17 protein-coding genes are annotated in these 22,066 nt (G+C 37.5%); 8 read left to right on the forward strand and 9 right to left on the reverse strand.

Going from position 1 to position 22,066, the window contains the following annotated elements; all coding sequences use genetic code 11:
- Positions 1 to 86 precede the first annotated feature (86 nt).
- Positions 87 to 470: an Mpo1-like protein gene (locus ACQ7EO_RS14845; RefSeq protein ID WP_434277844.1), complete on the reverse strand. Its 384-nt coding sequence runs from the start codon at positions 468 to 470 to the stop codon at positions 87 to 89.
- A 310-nt stretch (positions 471 to 780) separates the two neighbouring features.
- Here ACQ7EO_RS14845 and ACQ7EO_RS14850 point away from each other — a divergent pair, with 310 nt between their 5' ends.
- Positions 781 to 2,241 (forward strand): CYTH domain-containing protein, encoded by a 1,461-nt coding sequence (locus ACQ7EO_RS14850; protein WP_336954492.1) that lies wholly within the window; start codon positions 781 to 783, stop codon positions 2,239 to 2,241.
- A gap of 189 nt (positions 2,242 to 2,430) precedes the next feature.
- The gene (locus ACQ7EO_RS14855; protein ID WP_434277845.1) at positions 2,431 to 3,900 is read left to right on the forward strand and encodes a CHAD domain-containing protein; all 1,470 of its coding nucleotides are present in this window, start codon (positions 2,431 to 2,433) and stop codon (positions 3,898 to 3,900) included.
- A 92-nt stretch (positions 3,901 to 3,992) separates the two neighbouring features.
- On the opposite strand, the gene tsaA is transcribed toward ACQ7EO_RS14855, so the two are convergent.
- A complete protein-coding gene (gene tsaA / locus ACQ7EO_RS14860) occupies positions 3,993 to 4,721 on the reverse strand; it encodes a tRNA (N6-threonylcarbamoyladenosine(37)-N6)-methyltransferase TrmO (RefSeq protein WP_244015523.1) in 729 nt (242 codons plus the stop codon).
- Positions 4,722 to 4,820: 99 nt separating this feature from the next.
- Between tsaA and ACQ7EO_RS14865 the strand changes: the two genes are divergently transcribed.
- Complete coding sequence (locus ACQ7EO_RS14865) at positions 4,821 to 5,600, forward strand: ferredoxin--NADP reductase (RefSeq protein ID WP_004721908.1); 780 nt, start codon at positions 4,821 to 4,823, stop codon at positions 5,598 to 5,600.
- A 177-nt stretch (positions 5,601 to 5,777) separates the two neighbouring features.
- Here ACQ7EO_RS14865 and ACQ7EO_RS14870 read toward each other — a convergent pair whose 3' ends face one another.
- Both ACQ7EO_RS14870 and ACQ7EO_RS14875 read right to left on the reverse strand, forming a co-directional pair.
- Entirely contained in the window at positions 5,778 to 8,552 is a 2,775-nt protein-coding gene (locus tag ACQ7EO_RS14870) for a M16 family metallopeptidase (protein WP_419258397.1), read from the reverse strand.
- A gap of 150 nt (positions 8,553 to 8,702) precedes the next feature.
- Entirely contained in the window at positions 8,703 to 9,533 is an 831-nt protein-coding gene (locus ACQ7EO_RS14875) for a PhzF family phenazine biosynthesis protein (protein WP_434277846.1), read from the reverse strand.
- Positions 9,534 to 9,720: 187 nt separating this feature from the next.
- On the opposite strand from ACQ7EO_RS14875, the gene ACQ7EO_RS14880 reads away from it, so the two are divergent.
- Positions 9,721 to 10,050 (forward strand): hypothetical protein, encoded by a 330-nt coding sequence (locus ACQ7EO_RS14880; protein WP_004820122.1) that lies wholly within the window; start codon positions 9,721 to 9,723, stop codon positions 10,048 to 10,050.
- A gap of 204 nt (positions 10,051 to 10,254) precedes the next feature.
- Here the strand turns inward: ACQ7EO_RS14880 and ACQ7EO_RS14885 are convergent, their stop codons facing one another.
- The gene (locus tag ACQ7EO_RS14885; RefSeq protein ID WP_434277847.1) at positions 10,255 to 11,646 is read right to left on the reverse strand and encodes an L-cystine transporter; all 1,392 of its coding nucleotides are present in this window, start codon (positions 11,644 to 11,646) and stop codon (positions 10,255 to 10,257) included.
- A 196-nt stretch (positions 11,647 to 11,842) separates the two neighbouring features.
- Here ACQ7EO_RS14885 and ACQ7EO_RS14890 point away from each other — a divergent pair, with 196 nt between their 5' ends.
- The 3 genes from ACQ7EO_RS14890 to ACQ7EO_RS14900 all read left to right on the forward strand — a co-directional run bounded on the left by ACQ7EO_RS14890 (position 11,843) and on the right by ACQ7EO_RS14900 (position 15,559).
- Entirely contained in the window at positions 11,843 to 12,418 is a 576-nt protein-coding gene (locus ACQ7EO_RS14890) for a flavin reductase family protein (protein ID WP_434277848.1), read from the forward strand.
- A gap of 262 nt (positions 12,419 to 12,680) precedes the next feature.
- Entirely contained in the window at positions 12,681 to 13,865 is a 1,185-nt protein-coding gene (locus ACQ7EO_RS14895; protein ID WP_434277849.1) for a YbfB/YjiJ family MFS transporter, read from the forward strand.
- A 335-nt stretch (positions 13,866 to 14,200) separates the two neighbouring features.
- Positions 14,201 to 15,559 (forward strand): nucleobase:cation symporter-2 family protein, encoded by a 1,359-nt coding sequence (locus ACQ7EO_RS14900; RefSeq protein ID WP_434277851.1) that lies wholly within the window; start codon positions 14,201 to 14,203, stop codon positions 15,557 to 15,559.
- A 94-nt stretch (positions 15,560 to 15,653) separates the two neighbouring features.
- On the opposite strand, the gene ACQ7EO_RS14905 is transcribed toward ACQ7EO_RS14900, so the two are convergent.
- The 4 genes from ACQ7EO_RS14905 to ACQ7EO_RS14920 all read right to left on the reverse strand — a co-directional run bounded on the left by ACQ7EO_RS14905 (position 15,654) and on the right by ACQ7EO_RS14920 (position 20,216).
- On the reverse strand, positions 15,654 to 16,898 hold the full coding sequence (locus ACQ7EO_RS14905; RefSeq protein WP_434277853.1) for an alpha/beta hydrolase family protein: 1,245 nt from the start codon (positions 16,896 to 16,898) through the stop codon (positions 15,654 to 15,656).
- Positions 16,899 to 17,361: 463 nt separating this feature from the next.
- Positions 17,362 to 18,603: an alpha/beta hydrolase family protein gene (locus ACQ7EO_RS14910; protein WP_434277854.1), complete on the reverse strand. Its 1,242-nt coding sequence runs from the start codon at positions 18,601 to 18,603 to the stop codon at positions 17,362 to 17,364.
- 219 nt (positions 18,604 to 18,822) lie between these two features.
- Positions 18,823 to 19,701: a 4-hydroxybenzoate octaprenyltransferase gene (ubiA, locus tag ACQ7EO_RS14915; protein ID WP_434277855.1), complete on the reverse strand. Its 879-nt coding sequence runs from the start codon at positions 19,699 to 19,701 to the stop codon at positions 18,823 to 18,825.
- Positions 19,702 to 19,718: 17 nt separating this feature from the next.
- The gene (locus ACQ7EO_RS14920) at positions 19,719 to 20,216 is read right to left on the reverse strand and encodes a chorismate--pyruvate lyase family protein (RefSeq protein WP_004820096.1); all 498 of its coding nucleotides are present in this window, start codon (positions 20,214 to 20,216) and stop codon (positions 19,719 to 19,721) included.
- A gap of 266 nt (positions 20,217 to 20,482) precedes the next feature.
- On the opposite strand from ACQ7EO_RS14920, the gene ACQ7EO_RS14925 reads away from it, so the two are divergent.
- Positions 20,483 to 22,024 carry a DUF4139 domain-containing protein gene (locus ACQ7EO_RS14925; protein WP_096733608.1) on the forward strand — a complete coding sequence of 514 codons (1,542 nt, stop codon included), beginning with the start codon at positions 20,483 to 20,485 and terminating at the stop codon, positions 22,022 to 22,024.
- Positions 22,025 to 22,066 lie beyond the last annotated feature (42 nt).

Consider the following 22,066-nt stretch of genomic DNA (forward strand, 5'->3'; position numbering starts at 1 on the left):
AGTTTTCTCAGCGAAGACGTGACAAAAACAAAAAAGCTTAGAAATCTCTAAGCTTTTTTGTTGAATTTATTACGATACTGGCAAGATTAGCTCTCAATTTTATCTAGACTACGGTCTTTTAAACTTAAATTGCCACGTACAATATCGGAAAGCATACGCCAGTCAGAAATAAAACTATAAAGTGGTTGCTTAAAGCTTGCTGGCTTATTTTTCTCAAATACAAAATGCCCCACCCAAGCACATGCATAGCCAGAAAGTAGTCCATAGGCCACGTATTTTGCTTTACGTTGACGAATTGCTTTGCTAAAGAAATAAATACCGATACTACTTCCAGCTGCATGCAAACGGCGACTCATCATGCTACGGTGTTCAGTTAAATAAAAACGATAAAATTCTGAATAGTTTTTAATTGGTAATTCAAACTTCGGGTTTTGCTCTAATTCCGATTTAGGCTCAACATACGCGTTCATGATCAATCATCCTGTTTTATTTTTAATCAGCTTAGTTTATTTTATGCTGCAATAACAGCCAAATTCAATATCAAGTCTGTTGACAATTCATCTATATTTGCGACTTCAAGTATTGCCCAGACTATACAAGTCACGAAATAGGAAATTTTGCCATTCTAAATATTTAATTAGTAACGATATAGCGGTAAAAAATACTCAAATGGCATGCTATACAAGTCTTCTGATGACACATTTTAAGTTACAATGCCAGATTAAACATTCAAGAATGTTTAACTCTCTAATAACCATGATTAACACTTAGGACCCTCACATGCTTGAAGTTGAATTAAAGTTTCAAATTCCGGAAGCCCGCCGCAATGCACTCCTCAAAGCATTAGATCCTAAAAAATCCCAAATTATTCAATTACAAGCAAAATACTACGACACACCTGATCGTCAGATGTCCCAACACGGCGCTGCACTACGTCAACGCTTAGAAGGAACGCGTTGGGTACAAACACTAAAAGCCGCCACCAAAAGCCATTTACAACGCTTTGAAGACAATATTGATTTAGGTGAGCTTGCTGAAGCCCCACATTTAGATATTGATATTTACCAGAATAAACCCGAAGCACTTGCTGTGTTAAAAAATGCATTGGGGGATAAATTTGATGAACTCCAATTACAATTTGAAACTGACATCCAACGTACCATCCGTGTGATTCAGTTTGAAGATGCTGAAATTGAAATCAGCCTCGATATTGGTGAAGTCAGAACTGAAACCTCCAAACAAGAAATTCATGAAGTAGAATTTGAATTAAAAAGTGGCTCAATTCAATCACTTTTAGCCTTTAGTTTTGAATGGGTTAAAAAGTATCATTTGTGGCTCGATGTACGTAGCAAAGCTGAATTTGGACACTTATTGACTGTGGATCAAAAAGTCAGTCCAGCACAGCTCAGCAAAGAAACCATTTTAAATAAAAAAGATACTGCAGATAAAAACTTACGGGTGCTTATTGCCAGTCAATTACAGCATTTATTGCCCAATATTGCTGCGATTTCTGCACAGGTTGCCCAGCCTGAACATATTATTCAAGCACAGACTGCCCTACACCATTTACATTTAAGTCTTTCTCTATTTAAAGATTGGACAGATACCAAAACGGATAAATGGTCACATCAACTTTCAGCGTTTGAGAGTCACTTTAAAAACTTACAGCATTTTGAACATATGCAACGCACATTAGGTGCTTTACTGCAAAATCCGAAAACGGCGCAAAGTTTAGATCGGGATATTTTGTATGCCAATGAAAAACTTATCAATTTGGTCAAATCAACTCAAAATGTGCAGCACTATTTAGAATTACTCATGTTCAGTTTAGGACAGTCTGCGAAAGCGCCAACCCATGACTTAAAATGGTTTGCGCAAAATACATTGCAAAATCAGTATCGACAGTTACAAGAAAGTTTAAATGAAGCCGATCTATCTGACCTTGAAAGTCTAGAAGCGCTGGCTCAGCATTTAAATGAATTAAAATTTAGCTTTCCGATCCTAACCAATATCTATGATGTTAAAAACTTGCAGAAATATGCGAAATCTTTAAATGATGCTCAACAAGCATGTGAGCAATATCAAGTGCTTGCTTCATCATCATCTTACCTACAACAAACTGACTTAGAAGCCAGTGATTGGTTTGCCTTAGGCTGGCTTACCGCAAAACAAGAAGCTTATGCAGAAAAACTGCTTGAAGCGACGGAACAGTTCTTGGTTAGCCGTAAGTTTTTAAAATAAATCAGCAGCGAGAAGAGATGGTTTTATTGATTAAATTATTGAATAAAATCATCTCTTTAAATACTGCATAAAATTGAATATTTGTAGTCGCGTGAGTATTCACGTTGCGAATTTGTAATCATTCATTAAAAACTAAAAAAAAACAATTTATCGGATTAAAATCGAGAAAATAAGAATGGAACGATAAGCATGTTTGAAATTGAATTGAAATTCCAAATACCTGAAGAAAAGCAAGAAATGCTCATTAAAGCGTTTCAAAGAAAAGATACCAATATTCAGCACTTACAAGCCAAATACTATGATACGGCACAATTTATTTTGTCTGAACATTCCATTTCGCTTCGTCAACGCCTTGAAGATGATCAAGAAAAGCAGCAATGGGTACAAACCCTCAAACTTCCAACAGAACAAAGGCTTAAACGTGCTGAATTTGAGGAAAATATCGAAAGCGCGGAAACAGAATTAGATCTAAAAAATTATCTCAGCAATAAGCATATTGCTAAAAATATTAAACACTTATTAGAGCAACATAAAGACGGATTAGAAGTTCAGTTTCAAACAGACATCGAAAGAAAGCTCAGCTTATTTAAATTTCAAAATAGTGAAATTGAAGTCAGTTATGATCATGGTCATATCATCGCCCATCAACAGCGTCTCGCATTACGTGAATTAGAATTTGAACTGAAACAAGGCACTGTTCAAGATCTCATTTCTTTTATCTTACCTCGGATGAAACGCTATAACTTATGGCTTGATACCCGTAGCAAAGCACAGCAAGGTTTTCAGCTTGCACAAAACTCTCCAGACAATCCCGTACAGTTGCAAACGCCACTTGTTCTTGATTCAAAGGATCACCCTGAGAATGCATTAAAAAAGATCGTGAATAATTGCTTATCGCATCTACTCCCCAACACTACAGCAATTGCATCTGGAAACTTTAATTCCAAACATATTCATCAGGCACGTGTGGCAATTCGTCGCTTAAGAAGTGCTTTAAAAACCTTTTCAAATTGGTCTTTGCATATCGATCCCACTTGGCAAATACAGTTAACCGAATTGTTTAGGCAACTCGGTTCGGCTCGTGATTTAGATATGATTCGAGAGGAGTTATTACCTCAGCTTGAGGCTGCTGGTGCACCTAAGTTTAAACTTCCAGAACCACAAGATGTCGATTCGCAAAAATTAACCAAACTGTTTAGATCTTTTAATTTTAATTATTTGGTCCTATCCCTCATTCAATTTATTGCCCAAGAATCAAGTGAAAAATCTCAAATAGCTGTACATAAAGCAGCATTTAAAAAAGTTAGACAATTACATCGCAAAATTCAAATTGATGCAGAAAACTATTTAAATTTAGACATTGAAGCACGGCACCGTACTCGTAAAAACTTAAAGCGTTTGCGTTATAGTATAGAGTTTGTTGCATCATTATCAGATAAAAGCCAAATCAAAAAATATTTAAAAGCCATAAAGCCTGCTCAAGAAAGTTTAGGGCTCTACAATGACCTGATTGTTGCTGAAGAAGTGTTAAAAAAAATGGTCAAAGCAGAACCTCAGGTCTGGTTTGCTTTGGGCTGGATTGCCGCAGAACAGCAACGGCTTTTGTTGAAATCACAACAAGATTTGCTGCAGTTTGCCAAGACAGCCGTTTTAGACTAATTGTAGCTACTATCCTGCTCTTTAAACCGAGATGCTCCGATCACAGCGGACAAAAGCGCATAAGTTTTTAAGCAGGATATGGAATCACGTTTTCAATGACTGAACGACTCAATGCCCTGAATCAGGATCGCTTCTTCAGCACAGCTAAATTTAATATTAAATTGCCCAAAACGCATCCCATAAATACGTGCATCATCATGCTGATAAGCTGGTCGAGGATCTAAAGCCAGTACCGACTCAAGTTCAGCGATATATTTTGGGTCTATATCAGCTGTTTGAAGAAATTTACTTTTTAATTGCTGTGCATGCTCAGACCAAATAACCTGCTTACGAACAGGTTCATACTGGGCATAACCACTTTGCGCTGCATCCACAGCATCAGAATAATGAATATAAGGTTTAATATCGACAATCGGCGTACCATCTAAAAGGTCACTGCCTGTCACATATACACGAACAGCATTCCCCTCTTTTTTGACGGCTTTAAGTTGTACTACAGATAAACCAATCGGTGCTGGGCGATACATACTGCGTGTTGCAAATACACCGATTTTTTTATTCCCACCTAAACGTGGAGGTCTCACTTGAGGACGGAATTTATCTTTATCTTGTTGATTTTTATTGTCATGAAACTGCCAGATCAGCCATAAATGACTAAATTCCTCGATTCCCTCAAATGCTTCTAAGACATTGTAGGGTGCATGCATTTCGATAAAAGACTCCACCTGAACCAGATTTGGTTGTCGAGGAATACCAAATTTTTCAACATAAGGAGAACGCATAATCCCAATAATCGGGAGACTTAACTCAGTCATAATCATTTTTTCTGATAAGTTCAATTAAATATATTCAGTTTATCGAGAATGATTTTAGATTAGAATAGCAGGCTGTTCTAATTTGATAATTTATTGAGACCTTTAATGGCTGCTTTCAACGTCGAAAAGATTACTCACGTACACCACTGGAATGACACTCTATTCAGTTTTAAGACCACACGTGATACTGCATTACGTTTTAAAAATGGTCAATTTGTGATGATTGGTCTTGAAGTCAATGGTAAGCCTTTAATGCGAGCATATTCTATTGCAAGCGCTAACTACGAAGAAGAATTAGAATTTTTCTCAATTAAAGTGCCTGATGGTCCTTTAACTTCTATTTTGCAAAAAGTAAAAGTTGGTGATGAAATTCTAATTTCTAAAAAACCTACAGGTACTTTAGTGCTTGATGATTTGAATCCGGGTAAAAACTTATACCTTCTTTCATCGGGTACAGGGCTAGCACCATTCTTATCAACGATTCGTGATCCAGAAACCTATGAGCGTTTTGAGAAAGTCATCGTGGTACATGGTACACGCTTTATTTCTGAATTGGCTTACCAAGACCTGATTCTCAATGAACTTCCAAACAATGAGTTTTTTGAAGAGCTGGGTATTAAAGACAAATTGGTTTACTACCCTACTGTGACCCGTGAAGATTTCCATACCCAAGGTCGTGTAACCACTGCAATTGAATCTGGTGCCTTATTTGAAAAAATTGGCTTACCACGTTTTAATCCTGAAACTGACCGCGCAATGCTTTGTGGTAGCCCAGCATTCCTTGACGATGTTGTCGAGCTCCTTGACCAACACGGCCTGAAAGAATCCCCTAAAATGGGCGTTTTAGGCGACTACGTGATTGAACGCGCTTTTGTTGAAAAATAATTTATTTTTCAAGCAGTGTTAAATTGAAAGCCGAGGTTGAATACCTCGGTTTTTTTGAATTTAATCAATATAAATCAATACAGCTTGATGGCTCATTTTTATTGATCTTGTATCGTTATAAAACAAAAAGCCATACACATGTATGGCTTTCCTTGCGTCAATGAGTCATTTAAATCATCAATTTAGATTTTTCTGAGCTTGACCATATTGATCAGCCATTACTTCAACCAATTGATCAGGTTTAATATACTTCTTAATCACAGCATCCACATCTGCTTTGGTCAGTTGAGCAAACTCTTGATCTCTTAAAGCACGACTATCCATTTTCTTATTGCGTTCAAGCTGGCTATTTAACATACGATGAATCACACGTTCATCTTCTAAAGACGTCACACGTTGCTTCATGATATTGGCTTTAGCCGCTTCCAACTCCTGACTGGTTACTCCAGTCGCTAATAAATCATTCAGCACTTTACGCACCACTTGCGATACTTCAGCAGATTTCCCTGCTGTGTAATTGGCTTCGATCGACAATGCACCTGCTTCATTAAAAGAGTCCAAGTTTAATTGACTACCAAAACCATAGACCAACGCATTTTTTTCACGAAGCTCTTGTCCTAAACGTGAAGACAATTGCGAGTCACCCAAAATATAGCTAAAGACAATCAATGCTGCGGCATCTTTATTGTCTACACCTACAGGCAAGGTCTGCAAAGCTTGATAACTACCAAACTCACGTTGTTCTGAAAGGGCATGCACTTTCTGCGCTTTATAAGTGGTAAATTCTGTTGATAGGCGCTGATAAGGTTGTTTAGCTGACCAATTGCCAAATTGTTGCTCAAGTAATTTCTTGATCGGTTTTGCATCATACTGCCCAGTGATAGAAATAAAGGCATGGTCCATTGCAAAGTATGTTTTATATAAATCGACAACTTGTTGGTTGGTTGCTGCTTGAATCTGTTGTTTCGCCAGTTCTGGTTCAAAATGATAACGTAAATCACCCGGCTGATAGGTTTCAAGTAAGCGTGCAATGGTTAAAGAGGATACTGTTTCAGGCTCAGTATATGGTCGATCCAAACTAGATAAGCTTTGTAATTTAATTAAATCAAATTGTGATTGTTCAAATTTAGGGCTCTTCATCACCGACACGATATATTTAAAGAACTCTTCAAATTTTTCTTTTTTCGCTGAAATTTGAATAGTAATCCCGTTATCCGATGCCGTTGCCGTTGCTCCACCACTTGCTTCAATGGTTTTATCTGCAATGTTCTGTAAGCTATATTGCTCAGAAGCACGTAATAATAAATAAGCCGTAAAATCGAGGATTTGTGCCTTATTCATTAAAGATTCAGCTGTACCAAAGTTGACTTCAATGGTTGCATAGGTTTTATCATCACGTGTCGAGGTTGGGAATAAAGCATACTTCATCCCATTTTTTAAAGTGCCACGTTGAATCTTTTTCTCTGTTGCAGTTAAATATTGTTTCGATTTTTCAACATATTGAGCAACTTCGGCTTGATAAACACTGACATCTTTTAACGGTTCTACTGCAGCAGCTTGTTGATCTAAAGTTTTTGGTTTTTCAGCAGCTTGCTTTTGCTCCAAGGCCTTTTTCTGATCTTCAGGTGTCGGTTGAATATCACCATTAAAACGGTGCTGCTCAGTTAAAAATGCTTTTAAAGTTGCATTAGTTTCAGCTACGCTTAACTTTTGAATGGCTTGTTGATCTTTAAAATATTGTGCCCAATTGCCATGCGATGACACCACATAATCACTCAACATACCACCAACAGCAGCAGCACTGGTCAATAAACTTTCATTGGCATTCTGGATCAGATTTTTAACCCGTTTTAATTCAACATCATCAAAACTTTTATTTTTTTCTACACCCGCAATCAACGCACTGTCAATTTTTTGAGCATCATGGTTTGGTGCATATATTGCCCCCATAAATACCAAGTTAAAATCATCATCTAACCATGTTGTAGACTGGACATTGGTCGCGACACCAGTTTCTACCATGCTGGAATATAGATGACCACTCGGTTGTAAGGTATATAAATATGGCGCAAGTGCTAATACTGGCTGAATTTTTTCATTCTTACCATTCATATAAATATTGAATTTGGCAAGATCACTGCCCTTTTTCACCACAAAATTACGATTTTTTATGGTTGAAGAATCAAGTAAAGGTACTGTTGCTTGTTGAGGAATCTTACGTGCAGCTATCGCACTAAAGTTTTTATCAATGGCTTTTAAAACTTCTGCTTTATCAAATTTACCAGCAATCACCATCACCGCATTATTCGGTGCATACCAGTCTTTATAGAATTTGTTCAATTCATTCATTTTAATTGACTGTAGTTCAGCAAGATCACCAATCGGTAAACGACCTAATGACTTGTTGCCATAGGCTGCTTTCCACATTTGATCCATCAGCACAGCAAAAGGCTGATCCATACGCACTTCGCGTTCGCGCATCACAATATTGATTTCTGAAGGAACGAATTGTTCTTGAAGCACCAATTTGTCCATACGTTGTGACTCTAAATAAATCACTTCATTTAGGGTGTTTTGGTCTGGGCGTACAATATTGGTATATTTAGTCGAATAATAATCGGTACTGGCATTGGTCATTAACGTATATTGATCTAAACGGCGTTGAAATTCTTCACCTTTTACATCTTGTGTGCCTTTAAAGGCTAAATGTTCAAGTAAATGTGCAAGACCACCTTTGCCTTGTGGATCATTTAATGAACCGGTCAAATAAACCGTATTCATAAAGACTTTACTTTCTTTGTCATTCGGTGCAAGTAAAACTCTAAAGCCATTCTCTAGCTTATATTCTTCGATATTATGTTCAGATTTAACCAGGATGGCTTGAGCAAAACTAGACGCACTAAAACCAAGAATACAAAGCGACAAGGTGAGTTTTTTCAACTGCATGAGCATAGGAGAATCCAGAATTTTTTAAATTTTAAACAGTTATAAGCTAAACATCTTAAGAAATTCTGAACAAAATTTATAGTAAAGTTTTGAAAAAAGAGCCGTTTATTTCAACGTCTTTTGTAATGATTTGAACATCTTTATCTTAAAATCAATTTAAATAAAAATCTCAGCTTGCATAAATAACTGTGCATAGCCTGAAATTTCGATACGTTGACCATCCTGAATATCACAAAACAATTTTCCACCGCGCGCTGATGCCTGATAACCGATAAGTTGTTTTTTACCCAGCTTCTCAGCCCATAAAGGCGCTAAACCAGTATGCATAGAACCTGTTACAGGATCTTCATCTATCCCTTTATGCGGGGCAAAATAGCGAGCCACATAATCATAATCGTTTGAAGCTGCGGTAATGGTCACATCATAGCCTGCAGACTCCGCAGTTAATGCGGTACTCACATGATATTGTTCTGCAATTTTTCGGATATTGGCTAAGTTTGGCGTTGCATTTATCACGTCTTGTACAGATTCACAAACTAAAATATACGCTTGCGCATTGAGATAGACTTCTTTAAAAGGCTGATCAATGACATGATTCAATAATTCTGGATAATCGATTACTTTTTGTGGCTGGCGAATCGGGAAATTCATCTGGATCTTTCCATCCTCAGCTTGCTGGATGATAAAAATACCCAAATCTTTAACATGAAAATGAATCGTCTTCGCTTGGCTATAGTCTTTAAATAAAACAAAAGCTGAAGCTAAAGTTGCATGCCCACAAAAATCGACTTCAACTTGTGGTGTGAACCAGCGAATTTGATAATTTTCATCATCAATGCGTTTTACAAAAGCAGTTTCTGCCAAATTATTTTCTAAGGCAATATTTTGCATCAAAGCATCATCCAGCCAGTCATCTAAGACCAATACAGCAGCAGGGTTGCCCTTAAATAATTGTTGTGTAAAAGCATCAACTTGGTACATTTTCATTGTCAAAACTCCTCATTTTAATCTATTCTAAGTGATACTAAAAATGATTACAGATACAGTCTATGTTTTAAAATGGTTACAGTTAAAACTTGAGCTTGATCGTATAGACCATTTAAAATACAACTGTTTTATAGATTCATTTGAAGTTTATAACCTTTCCTAGATCAATAATTATGGAATAAGCACGATGAAAATAAGCATAAAACTCCAAAGCGTCGTTATAAGCAGCCTAATCCTATGTTCTCCACTGACTTTTGCAGCCGATACCATTTGGATTGCTGGAACCACACATAAAGGGACAGTGACCGTACCAATAGAGAATGGCCCTAATGTGGTTTGGAAATGCGACGGTACTGTATGTCGAATGTCTGGTCCTTGGGGCAATCAACTTTCAATAGACTCATGTCAAAGTTTGGTCTCCCGAATTGGGAAAATCACCTTCTATAAAAATTCTGCTGGAAAAATTTGGACAAAAAATTCCAAAGAATTGGCTGAGTGTAATCAAGCAGCAAAATAGAACCTTTTAGCGCCAGCAGGTCATGATATTTATCAGCAATATGATCGTGATAAACTGCTATTTATAGTCGAGAATACTTTGACTTGTTTTAATGAATCAGCGCTTAATGAATCAGAGTATGTTTGATAAACTTGAGTTGAAAAAAAACACCTAAATTTAATTTAGGTGTTTTTTTATGGCATTTAAATAATATAGAAAAATAAGTTAACTATGTTTTAACTCTTCTCTCTCATCTGAAAGTAAAATGCTTTGATCTGTCTGTCCCATCAATTGACTGGTCACAACACCTGCAGTCATCGAACCATCAACATTTAACGCGGTACGCCCCATATCAATCAAAGGCTCAATGGAAATCAGCAAAGCCACCAAAGTCACTGGTAAACCCATAATCGGTAAAACAATCAGTGCAGCAAAAGTTGCGCCACCACCGACACCTGCAACGCCAATTGAACTTAAAGTCACCACGCAAGCTAAAGTTAAAATCCAGATCGGATCAAGTGGATTAATCCCCACTGTTGGGGCAACCATCACCGCAAGCATTGCTGGATATAAACCCGCACAACCATTTTGCCCAATCGTTGTACCAAATGAAGCAGAAAAGCTGGCAATAGACTCAGGCACACCCAAACGGCGAGTTTGTGCTTCAATATTTAATGGAATACTTGCCGCACTCGAACGGCTGGTAAAAGCAAAGGTTAATACAGGTAAAACCTTTTTAAAGAATCGGATTGGGTTAACGCCTGTCAGCAGCAATACAATTGCATGTACTGCAAACATGATAGCTAGACCCAGATAAGAGGCAACCAAGAAACCACCAAGATTAACAATATCAGCGGCTTTAGAACTTGCCACGACTTTCGTAATCAAGGCAAATACACCATAAGGTGTAAGCGTCATCACCAATCGAACTAACTTCATCACCCATGCTTGTAAAGTATCAATTGCAGTGACGATACGTTGGCCTTTTTCAGCATCATCTCTGATCAGGTTAAGCCCGGCCAAACCAAGCATCGTAGCAAAGATCACCACACTAATGATTGAGGTTGGATGTGCCCCTGTGAGTTCAGCAAATGGATTTGTTGGCAAAAAAGATAAAATAAAATCAGGTACATTTAAGTCAGTGACTTTACCAATATATTCAGATTGAATTGCTTCAAGACGTGCTGTTTCCTGCGTCCCTTGTACAAGACCAGCCGCACTTAATCCAAATAGATTGACCACAAACACGCCAACCAAAGCGGCAATAAATGTGGTGATTAATAATGTACCAATACTAAAAATACTAATCATGCCTAATGAGGATGCATTATGTAACTTAATCACAGCACTCAGGATCGAAACCAGCACTAATGGCATCACCACCATTTGCAAAAGCTTAACATAACCATTTCCAACGATATTAAACCATTGAATAGATTCAGTTAAAATTTCAGAATTTGTACCATAAACCCAATGTAATCCTAGCCCAAATACCACACCTAAACATAAACCGGCAAACACTTTTTTAGCCAGACTCCAATCTGTCTTTCTGGTTTGCATCAGCAATATGATCAAGGCAATGAATATGACAATATTCAAAATGAGCGTATAGTTCATTCGAGTTCCAATAGTTTTGATCGTTTTATTATAAGCTTATTGTGAAATATCCAATAGTCTTTAGCATTTTTTGATATTTAAGTGTTGTTTTCTCAACATGCACTATTAATAATAAAAACATCACTTTAGCGCACTCATGAATTTTTTGTATAAGCTTATACAAATAAAGACTAACACCCAGAATATAGGCCATCTCATGAATTCACACATCCAAACTGTTGAACTTTCTAAGGCTTATCGCCTGTTAAATCACGGTCCAACCGTGCTTGTCTCAGCCCAGTATGAAAACCAAAAAAATGTTATGGCAGCAGCTTGGGCTTGTGCATTAGAACTTGTGCCTGCCAAAGTGAGTGTGGTTTTAGACAAAAGTACAAAAACTCGTGAATTAGTTGAAAAGTCAGGGCATTTCATCCTACAGGTACCGACACTCAAACAACTTAAACTGGTACAACAATTAGGCTCAATCAGTCAGTTTAATGACCCTGAAAAACTCTCACACTGCCATACGCCACTTTTCCAATTTGAGGGATTTCATCTCCCTGCGGTTGAAGGCTGCGCTGCATGGTTGATCTGTGAACTGATTCCTGAACCGCATAATCAACAAAGCCATGATTTATTTATAGGCAAAGTCGTCGCTGCTTATGCGGATGATCGCGTATTTCGCAATGGCCACTGGTATTACCATGAAGTTGGCGCTGAATGGAAAAGCCTACATCATGTTGCAGGTGGACATTACTATACGATCGGAGATCCTGTAGATGCCAATCTCTAATCTATAGGCTTAATCCTTACGAAATTTGCTTGTCGATGGGCCAACCTGTTTTAAATCATGTTTAATTCATAATTGTTCAATAATCTAAACAGACTGAGCCCTTGATATTAATCATACATATCCTGTAATAAGCTGCGATTTTACCAACTGGTTAAGTTGTGTGAATAAGCCCTGATTATTCCCAAACTAAATACTGATTATTTATTGTCATTTTTTTAAATTCACCTTAAGGTAAATTAACGGAAAATGGATAATCTGCACAATGACCAAGATCGGATCGAATAAAATTCAGCTGAGTATCTTTCTATGCTTGTGTATGTGTTTAGGTATTGGCATTCTCCGATTTTCCTATACTGCATTATTGCCCTCTACCCGTCTTGCTTATCATTGGGACTCCAGTTTTGCCAGCATATTAAGCAGTGCAAATTTGCTGGGGTATTTAATTGGTGCATTTTGGGCAATGAAACTGCCTCAAAACTTTACCATGCCTCGATATATCATTTTGGCGGCATTTTCTGGAACGGTGAGTCTACTCAGTTGTGCTTTTTCAGGTCTTCCCGAAAGCTGGTATGTCTTTTGGCGTGTCATTTCAGGCATCAGTGGTGGCTTATTGATGATTCTAGCACCGAGTATTGTTGCACATTGCAGCAAAGCTGAAGAACGTTTAACCATCAACTTTATTGGTTTTAGTGGTATTGGCATCGGAGTATTATTGGCAACCCTATTTTTGCCTTATCTCGACAGAATCAACACACAATCTGCATGGATGATTTTATTTGCATTCTCTGCTGTCATTTGTTTGATCATTGTTTATTTACTCAATCTGTTTAAAAATCATCTAGATCATATCAGCGTAGCAAACAATCAAACGGGGACAGTCAATGGTATGTATTTTAGTTTGCTGATTGTCTATGCATCTAGTGCTTTTGCCTATGTTCCCCACTCATTGTTTTGGATTGATTATCTTAAAAACACCCTGCATCTTAATCTATATCTAATTAACTTGAATTGGATTTTGTATGGTTCAGGCAGTGCCTTAGGTGCAATCAGTGCTTACTTACTGGCACGAAAATTTGGCAATTTTATCGCATTAAAAATATTATATAGCCTATATGTTTTAGCGATCTTTATTGCGATTTTTTCAACCCATCCAATCCTTACCTATACCTCATCCTTTTTTACAGGCTTGCTTAATCCTGCTGTGGTTTTCCTTACTTCATATACCATTTTACACCTTTATCATGTGGCCTATAAAAAACTATGGAGCATAGCAACATTAGCTTTTGCTGTGACTCAATTGGTTGGTGGAATCTGTTTTAGTAGCTTGCAACATTGGAGTGTTTCCTATCATCAGCAATTTATACTTGCCTCATGTGTACTCGCTGTAGGTACAGCACAATTTTTCATCTATTCTCTAACCCATCAAACACAACTGCATAAAAGCTAAAATAAATGATCATGTTCTGTGAATCATATTGCTATTAAAAGCTTCTCCTCCCCTTTGAAGAAGATGAGGATGAGGGTGCTTTATCTTAATCTATGCTTTAAAAAAGGACAGATGAAAGAAGCCTAGTGCTTCGTTTTAGAATCGCGCCAATCTAAACACGCTAAGCCTTATCCACCGTAAAATAATCGGCTTTGCACAAAGAAATAATTTAAATATCAATCTCAAACACATAAGTTTTAGCTTTCACTTAAAGCACTTTGCTCACAGTTATTGACCATTTGGCATATAAATTGCTCTTTGTAATGCAGGGACGGCAAAGTCATAAAGGTTTTAAGATGAATACTGAAATTAAAAAAATTCAACCTGAAGATGAAGTTTTAAGTGCGGGAAAGAACCTGACATTTGGTTTACAGCATGTACTCACCATGTATGGTGGTCTGATTGCAGCACCTTTGGTCGTAGGTACGGCGATTGGTCTAAATGCAGCTGAAATTGCCTTATTAATTACGGCATCTATTCTTGTGGGTGGTTTGGCAACATTACTACAAACGCTTGGAGTAAAGTGGTTTGGTGCAAAACTTCCAATTGTACAAGGCACTTCATTTGCTGCTGTCGCAAGCATGATCGCGATTGGTACAACTGGGGGAAATATTCAAACGATTTTCGGTGCTGTGATTGTCAGTTCTATTTTCGGGATATTGATTACCCCCTTTTTCTCAAAAATAGTGCGTTTCTTTCCACCGATTGTGACGGGTTCAATTATTACTATTATTGGGATTTCACTTTTACCTGTTGCAATACGCTGGATTATGGGTGGTACCCCTAAAGCACCCGAATGGGGCTCACTAGAAAATATAGGGATTGCAGCCTTTACCCTCGGTGTATTACTTGTGGTGAGTCGCTTTGGTTCAGCCACAATGGCGCGACTAGGCGTACTCATTTCAATTATTTTTGGTGCAATTTTTACCATCCTGCTTGGTGTTGCCGACTTTTCAAAAGTGGGCAATGGTGATTTATTTGCTTTCCCACATCTATTTGCTTTTGGTCTACCCAGCTTTGAAATGTCCGCGATCTTAACCATGTGTATCGTGACCATCGTGATCCTTACTGAAACAACAGCCAGCCTATTAGCGATTGGTGAAATTGTTGATACAAAAATGGATAGTCATCGTTTGGCAGATGGTTTAAGAGCTGACATGCTATCTTCTGCGATTGCGCCATTATTTGGTTCATTTATGCAATGTGCTTTTGTTCAAAACGTAGGACTGGTTGCCATTTCAGGTGTTAAAAGTCGTTTTGTGGTAGCAACAGGTGGAGCTATTTTAGTTGTACTGGGTTTATTACCGATTTTCGGACGTTTAATTGCTGCGATTCCGATGCCTGTTTTAGGTGGCGCGGGTATTGTTTTATTTGGTAGTGTTGCAGCAAGCGGTATTCGTACATTATCAAAAGTGGATTACCAAACCCAATCCAATCTTATCATTGTTGCTGTGTCGATCTGTGTTGGTTTAATTCCTTTAATCAGCCCTGCTTTCTTTCATGCCTTTCCCAAAGTATTCCAAACTTTATTTCATTCAGGAATAAGTGCGACGTGTATAGCAGCAGTATTACTCAATATTTTCTTTAATCACCTTTCATTTGGTAAAAAACCTGTTCGATCTTCAGTCAAAAATGTACAAACGGCCATACATTAAGATAAAAAAAGCAGAGTTTTAATAAAAACTCTGCTTTTTTCTTTCTATTTAACCGTTAAGAACAGCAAATGATTGGATGCTTTTCTTAAAACCATTATTTTGTGGTTGGCATATGCTTTTTAATAAAAGCAACCAATTCAGGATTCTTTTCAACAATCGCTTGAGTATGACTCGCATCTTTCACAGGTAAGAATGTTACATCAGTACCCATATCTTTTAAGCGTTGTTGTAATGCTTCTGTGACAGGATAAGGTACAGCCATATCAGCAGTTCCCTGAATAATCATCACAGGACTATTAATTTTCTTGGTTGCAGGTTGGTTCTCAGCTAAGAATTTTTTTACCGTCGGATTTTCTTGGAAATTATCGACTAATCCAGGATAGTCTAAAACAGTTTTTCCGCCATTCTTAACAATATAATCACGGATATCATCGGCAAATTTATTATGCAATTCATCTAGACATAAGCCATTTTCACCCGTTGAACCTTCCGCAAATTCTGCAATATTTTTTGAACGATCTTTGAAAACTTCTCGATAATTAAACTTAGGTTCATAGGCAGTCACACCAACTGTGGTATAAGCAGCATATGCCAATAATTCAGCATAAACTTCAACAGCAGTACCTACTGGGGCTGTTCCAGCTTGTTCTTTTTGAAGGATATCTCGAATTGCTTGTGGCGCAACGACAGAAATAATATAACCCAAACTTGAGGCAGGTGCGCCTGCGACAGCACCTTTGTAGTTGGAGTCGGTATTGGAAAATTCAGCAGTTCCTAAAGAACCATGCCCACCCTGCGATTGGCCAACAGACATCCATTGGCCATTGATCTGATTACCATAGCGCTCTTTATATGCTTTCACTGCATAAATCGCTGAATTTGCTTCACTCTTTAAATTTAAATACGGATGCATACCCGGTGTGCCCAAGCCTTCATAGTCTGGGGCAATAATCACATAACCCTCATTTAACAGGCTTTGCGCCATATTTTTAAATCGCGGATTAAATTTATTTCGACTTGGGGCACAACTATCACCCACACCCACTGTACCATGCTCCCAAACCACAACTTTCCAACCATCAGTAGGTCGTGTTGTTTTGGGAATGAAAACCATTGCTGTGGCTTTTTTGGTTTCACCGAGTACATTCGGCATATTATAAGTCATGACTTTGACTGATGTAGCCTCATTAATTACATCTGAATTATATGTATTTTCAGATACATAATTCTTATTTGAACCCCAGTTATTCCAGTTATTATCGTCATCATTACATGCAGTTAAAAATAATACTGAACCGCAAGTCATTGCCAATAATGTTCGTTTAAATAATGTTTTCATTCAAATTCCTCAGTTTTTATTGTTTGAACAACTCCGTGTTCAAGCTACTAATTAAACATAAAAAAATGTATCTTGCTAGGATACTTTTAACCAAAGAGTAAAATAATATATAGATACAAATGCTTATCTTTAATTTAAATTCGATTAAACCAAATTCATGCAATAGAAACACCAGCATCAGTCATTAAACCATCCCACGGATCACGCAGAAATACATCATTATGGATCATAGAAATAGCTTAAAAAAAATGTGCTCTCGAATGCCAGTTGAGAGAAATAGTGATCATGCTTCGTAAATAGCCTTGATCAAAAGCCAATCAAATCTTCTTTAAAAGCGTATAAATGAGCATATATAAATATAAAAAAAGCAGAGTTTCGATGGAAACCCTACTTTTTCTATAAATTGCTAATCCCTATTTAACTACCAAGAAAACCCAATAATTTGATAATTTTCTAAAAATAATTATTTCGTAGTCGGCATATGTTTTTTAATAAAATCAACCAGTTCAGCATTCTTCTCCATAATTGCTCCAGTATGTGTTGCATCTTTCACAGCTAAGAATGTGACATCTGTTCCCATTGCTTTTAGGCCCTGTTGTAATTTATCTGTAACCGTATAAGGCACAGATGTATCAGCAGTTCCCTGAATAATCATCACAGGTGTATTAATTCTTTTCGTTGCAGGTTGATTATCTACCAAGAATTTTTTCAAGGTCGGATTCTCTTGGAAATTATCAATTAAGCCTGGATAATCTAAAACGGTTTTACCTGCATTTTTAGCGGTATAGTCATTAATATCATCGACAAATTTTTTCTGCAAATCAACAAAACATAAACCGTTCTCCCCCGTTGAACCTTCTGCTAATGCGACAATACTTTTTGAACGCTCTTTAAACACATCTCGATAATTAAACTTAGGCTCATAAGCAGTCACGCCAACAACAGCAAAAGATGTATAGGTCAATAACGTAGCATAAACTCCAGCTGCAGTACCTACTGGTTTTTTCCCTGTTTGCTCATCTTGAAGAATACCTTGAATCGCTTTCGGTGCAACATCAGCAATAATTTCCCCCAAACTTGAGGCTGGTGCGCCTGCCACAGCACCTTTATAGTTGGCATCATTATTGGAAAACTCTGCTGTACCTAAAGACGCTTGTCCGCCCTGAGATTGCCCGACCGACATCCATTGACCATTGATTTTATTACCATAACGCTCTTTATATGCTTTCACTGCATAAATTGCTGAGTTTGCTTCGCTCTTTAAATTTAAATATGGATGCATACCTGGCGTGCCCAAGCCTTCATAATCAGGTGCGAGAATCACATAGCCTTCTTTTAATAAGCTCTGTGCCATCGGTATAAATCGATCATTAATTTCATTTCTACTCGGTGCGCAACCATCACCCACACCTACAGTACCATGCTCCCAAACCACTACCTTCCAACCATCAGTAGGTCTCTTGGTTTTTGGAACAAAAACCATAGCTGTAGCTTTCTTAGTTCCTCCAAGTACATAGGGCATATTATAGGTCATGACTTTGATTGATTCAGCTTCAGGCATGCGACCTAAATTATAAGTACTTTCAGACACATAATCTTTATTTGAACCCCAGTTATCCTTGTTATCATCATCATTACATGCAGTTAAGAATAATGCTGAACCGCAAGTTATTGCCAATAGGGTTTGTTTAAATATTGCTTTCATTACCAATTCCTCAATTTTTTTATTGTTTGAACAGCTCCGTGTTCACCCTTAATTAAGCATAAATAAATGCGTCTTGCTACAATATTTTTTAATAAAACAGAGGAATATCTCACATTTATAAATTATTATTTTTCTTTATCTCGTGAAATTTCATCAATATTTCGTATTATTATAAATACAGATGAAATTTCAAAAGTGGTTTATTTTAATAATTTAAAATCAAAATAATGCAATAAAAATACCAACAAAAATGATTAAACCAACCCAACGGTTATGTCTAAATGCCCAAAAGCATAGTTGTGGATCGCGCGCTTTGGTTTTTGTCCATTGATAAATAAAATCCGCAACAACCAATAACAATGCAATCAAGCCAAATGGAATCAATATATTTTCTAAATACAATGCTGTACCAACCAACAATACACTGGTCAATTGCAATAAAGAGATGATCTGAATATCGTATTTTCCAAAAAGAATGGCAGTTGATTTCACACCAATTTTTAAATCATATTCACGATCTGTAATTGCATACTGGGTATCATACGCCACGGTCCATGCTAAATTGCCAAAATAAAGCAACCAACAGGTCCAGTCTAAAGGTTTTCCCATTGCGGTAAACGACATAGGGATTCCCCAAGAAAATGCCATCCCTAAGACCACTTGTGGTAAATGGGTATAACGCTTCATAAAGGGATAAATAAAGGCGAGGACTAATCCTGCAAGCGCGCAATAAAAAGTTGCGATCGGTAAGAAAAACAAAGTACACGCACTGGCTGCTACCAAACCAATAAACACCCAAATCGCTTCTTTGGCTGAGATCACCCCAGTAGCCAGTGGACGATTTTTAGTTCGTTCCACATGTGCATCTACTTTACGATCAGCAAAATCATTGATCGCACAACCGGCTGCGCGCATAAAAATTGTCCCCAAGACCATTGCAACCAGTGTCACAATATCGGGGATACCTTCTGCAGCAATCCATAATGCCCACATGGTCGGCCATAAAACCAATTCTGTCCCAACTGGTTTATCAAAACGACACAGATAATAATAAGCTTCTAAGCGTTGTTGCCAAGTGGTGTGTTGCGCGATCGACATGACAGTCCTTCAATACTCTATTTTGAAATATGCTGTTGTTGCAAAAATTGCTCAAAAGCAGGTAAAAAAGTTTCTTGAACAATAAATTTACAACCATGCCAAGTATAACAACTTTGACGTGTCCAACCTTCTGCTAATTTTAAAACACGCCGTTCACACAACGGATTGGTACGTTGAAATAAAAATTTTCCGATCGGCTTGGTTCGAATATGCTTAAACAAACGTGCTTTGCCATGGATACTGAGAATGGGAAAAATACTTTTTGCTTTTACCCATGGCTGTGCATCGCAACCAAATAAGTAACTTTCACGTACCCATGAGGTATGTTGCTGTGGCATCAGCATCCATTGACTATCCAGCACACTCATTCTTTGATAATGCTCTTGAATCGGTTGAACTTTAAAAACACCACCCGCGACATCAGTCAACTGCTGAGTCAATGAACCTTGTGCATACAACCATGTTTTTAATTCAGGAGGAAACGTCTTATCCCGTATTGTGCATGATTGTTTCAATGTTCAGCCCTTCAAATTTTGGATGACTTAGTGTAACTGAAATTTTTTGTTTTGTTTAAATTGATCTGCTAAATACTAAATTTGCATGAATAATCCATCAAAAATAAAAACAGAGAAACGCGAGATTCAAGTGAAAATTAAGATAACTTTATTTCATCAACTTCGCACCAACTGGTTTTCTCTTTTAATCACTATTTTGATTTGTATCACTTTCTGCTACATTTTAAATATTAACACTGATCTCAGGTATTTTAGGGCCTCGCATAATGAATATAAAAACAGCACTACAACTCAGCATTTTATGCATTCCTTCAACATATAGCTTTGCACTTAACTTATCCAATTCACCGATTCAACAAGTCACACTGTATCCTACACTGGCAAAAATTGAACGAACCATTCCAGTACAAGCAGGAGAACAACTCGTTACCTTGAATGGTCTTGCGGCAAACTTCAATATCGATCAACTGCAATATCAAAGTAGCAATATTGAAGTCAATGCGGTTTCACATACAGATAGCGCACTGGATAAACCCGCTGGAAATGAGTCGTCTCAATTGCGCAATAATATAGAGGATATTAAAAAGAAAATTTCTGAACAAAACTCAATTATTCAAGCGGCTGAATTACAAAATAAGTTTTTAGAAAATGTCATTAAAGGCTCTGCGCCAAAAGTACGTAAACAAGCCTATGAGGCCTTTATTGCCATTGATCAAGCCAAGGCAGAAAAAGAAAAGTTACAACAACGCTTACAAGAACTTGAACAAGACTTAAATGCGATTGGCGACAGCGAGTTTAACCAGCGCACACTTAAGTTTTATGTCAATGCCCCGCAACGTGGTGAAATTAAAATTAGCTATATGGTGCCTTATGCACGTTGGCAACCGATATATAAAGCCGAATTAAATACCCAAACCAAGCAAATTAAACTCACCCGTATGGCAATGATTGCACAAAAAACTGGGGAAGACTGGAACAATGTTAAATTGGCATTGTCCACAGCAACACCGCAAAACTACGTTCAACAAGTGCAGCCACAACAATGGTGGGTCAACTATTATGAACCAGAACCTGTACGACCAATTTATCCCGTTGCACCAGCGCCTATGGCTTTAGCTGAAATGAGTTATGATGAAAAGTCGACAGCTAAGGCCAAAAAAGCCCCGCCTCAATTTCCACAATTTCAAGCGGCTGATTTAAATTTTAGCACTGAATTCCGTTCAGAAACCAAAGCCTCCATTCCCAGCAGCCAACAGCAAATCTTTTTACCTTTAAGTACTGAACAATATGCCGCAAAACTTTCAGTTTGGGCAATTCCTAAGCAAAGTACTCAAGCGACAATTAATGCTGAAATTTCAAAACTTGATCAAAATTGGCCTTCTGGAACAGTAAAACTTTATCGTGATGGCGACTATATTGGACAAAGAGCTTGGAGCAATAGCGCAGATGAAGCACTTCAAATGAGCTTTGGTACAGATGATCAAATTCAAGTTAAAGTGACTGATTTAACCGACAAGAAAAATCCAGTCAAAGGTACTCAATCTGAAACCATCCGAAAACAGCAATATTCAGTGCAAAACTTACATAGCTACCCAATTCAAGTCACAATTTTTGAAGCTGAACCACAAAGCCAGAACGGTAAACTCAGCACACAATCAACCTATAATATCCCACCGACCGCAACACAATGGAATGGGCAACCCAATATCAACCAATGGCAAATTGATTTAAATCCGAAGCAGATTTATAAATTAGATATTCAGCATCAATTTAAATATCCAAGCAAAGGAAGAACTTCAGGGTTTTAACTTGAAGTTTTTATACAAAATTTAGCCCAGTCATGACTGGGC

It is taken from the genome of Acinetobacter sp. CE-15 (assembly GCF_051059255.1).
Lineage (GTDB): Bacteria > Pseudomonadota > Gammaproteobacteria > Pseudomonadales > Moraxellaceae > Acinetobacter > Acinetobacter guillouiae.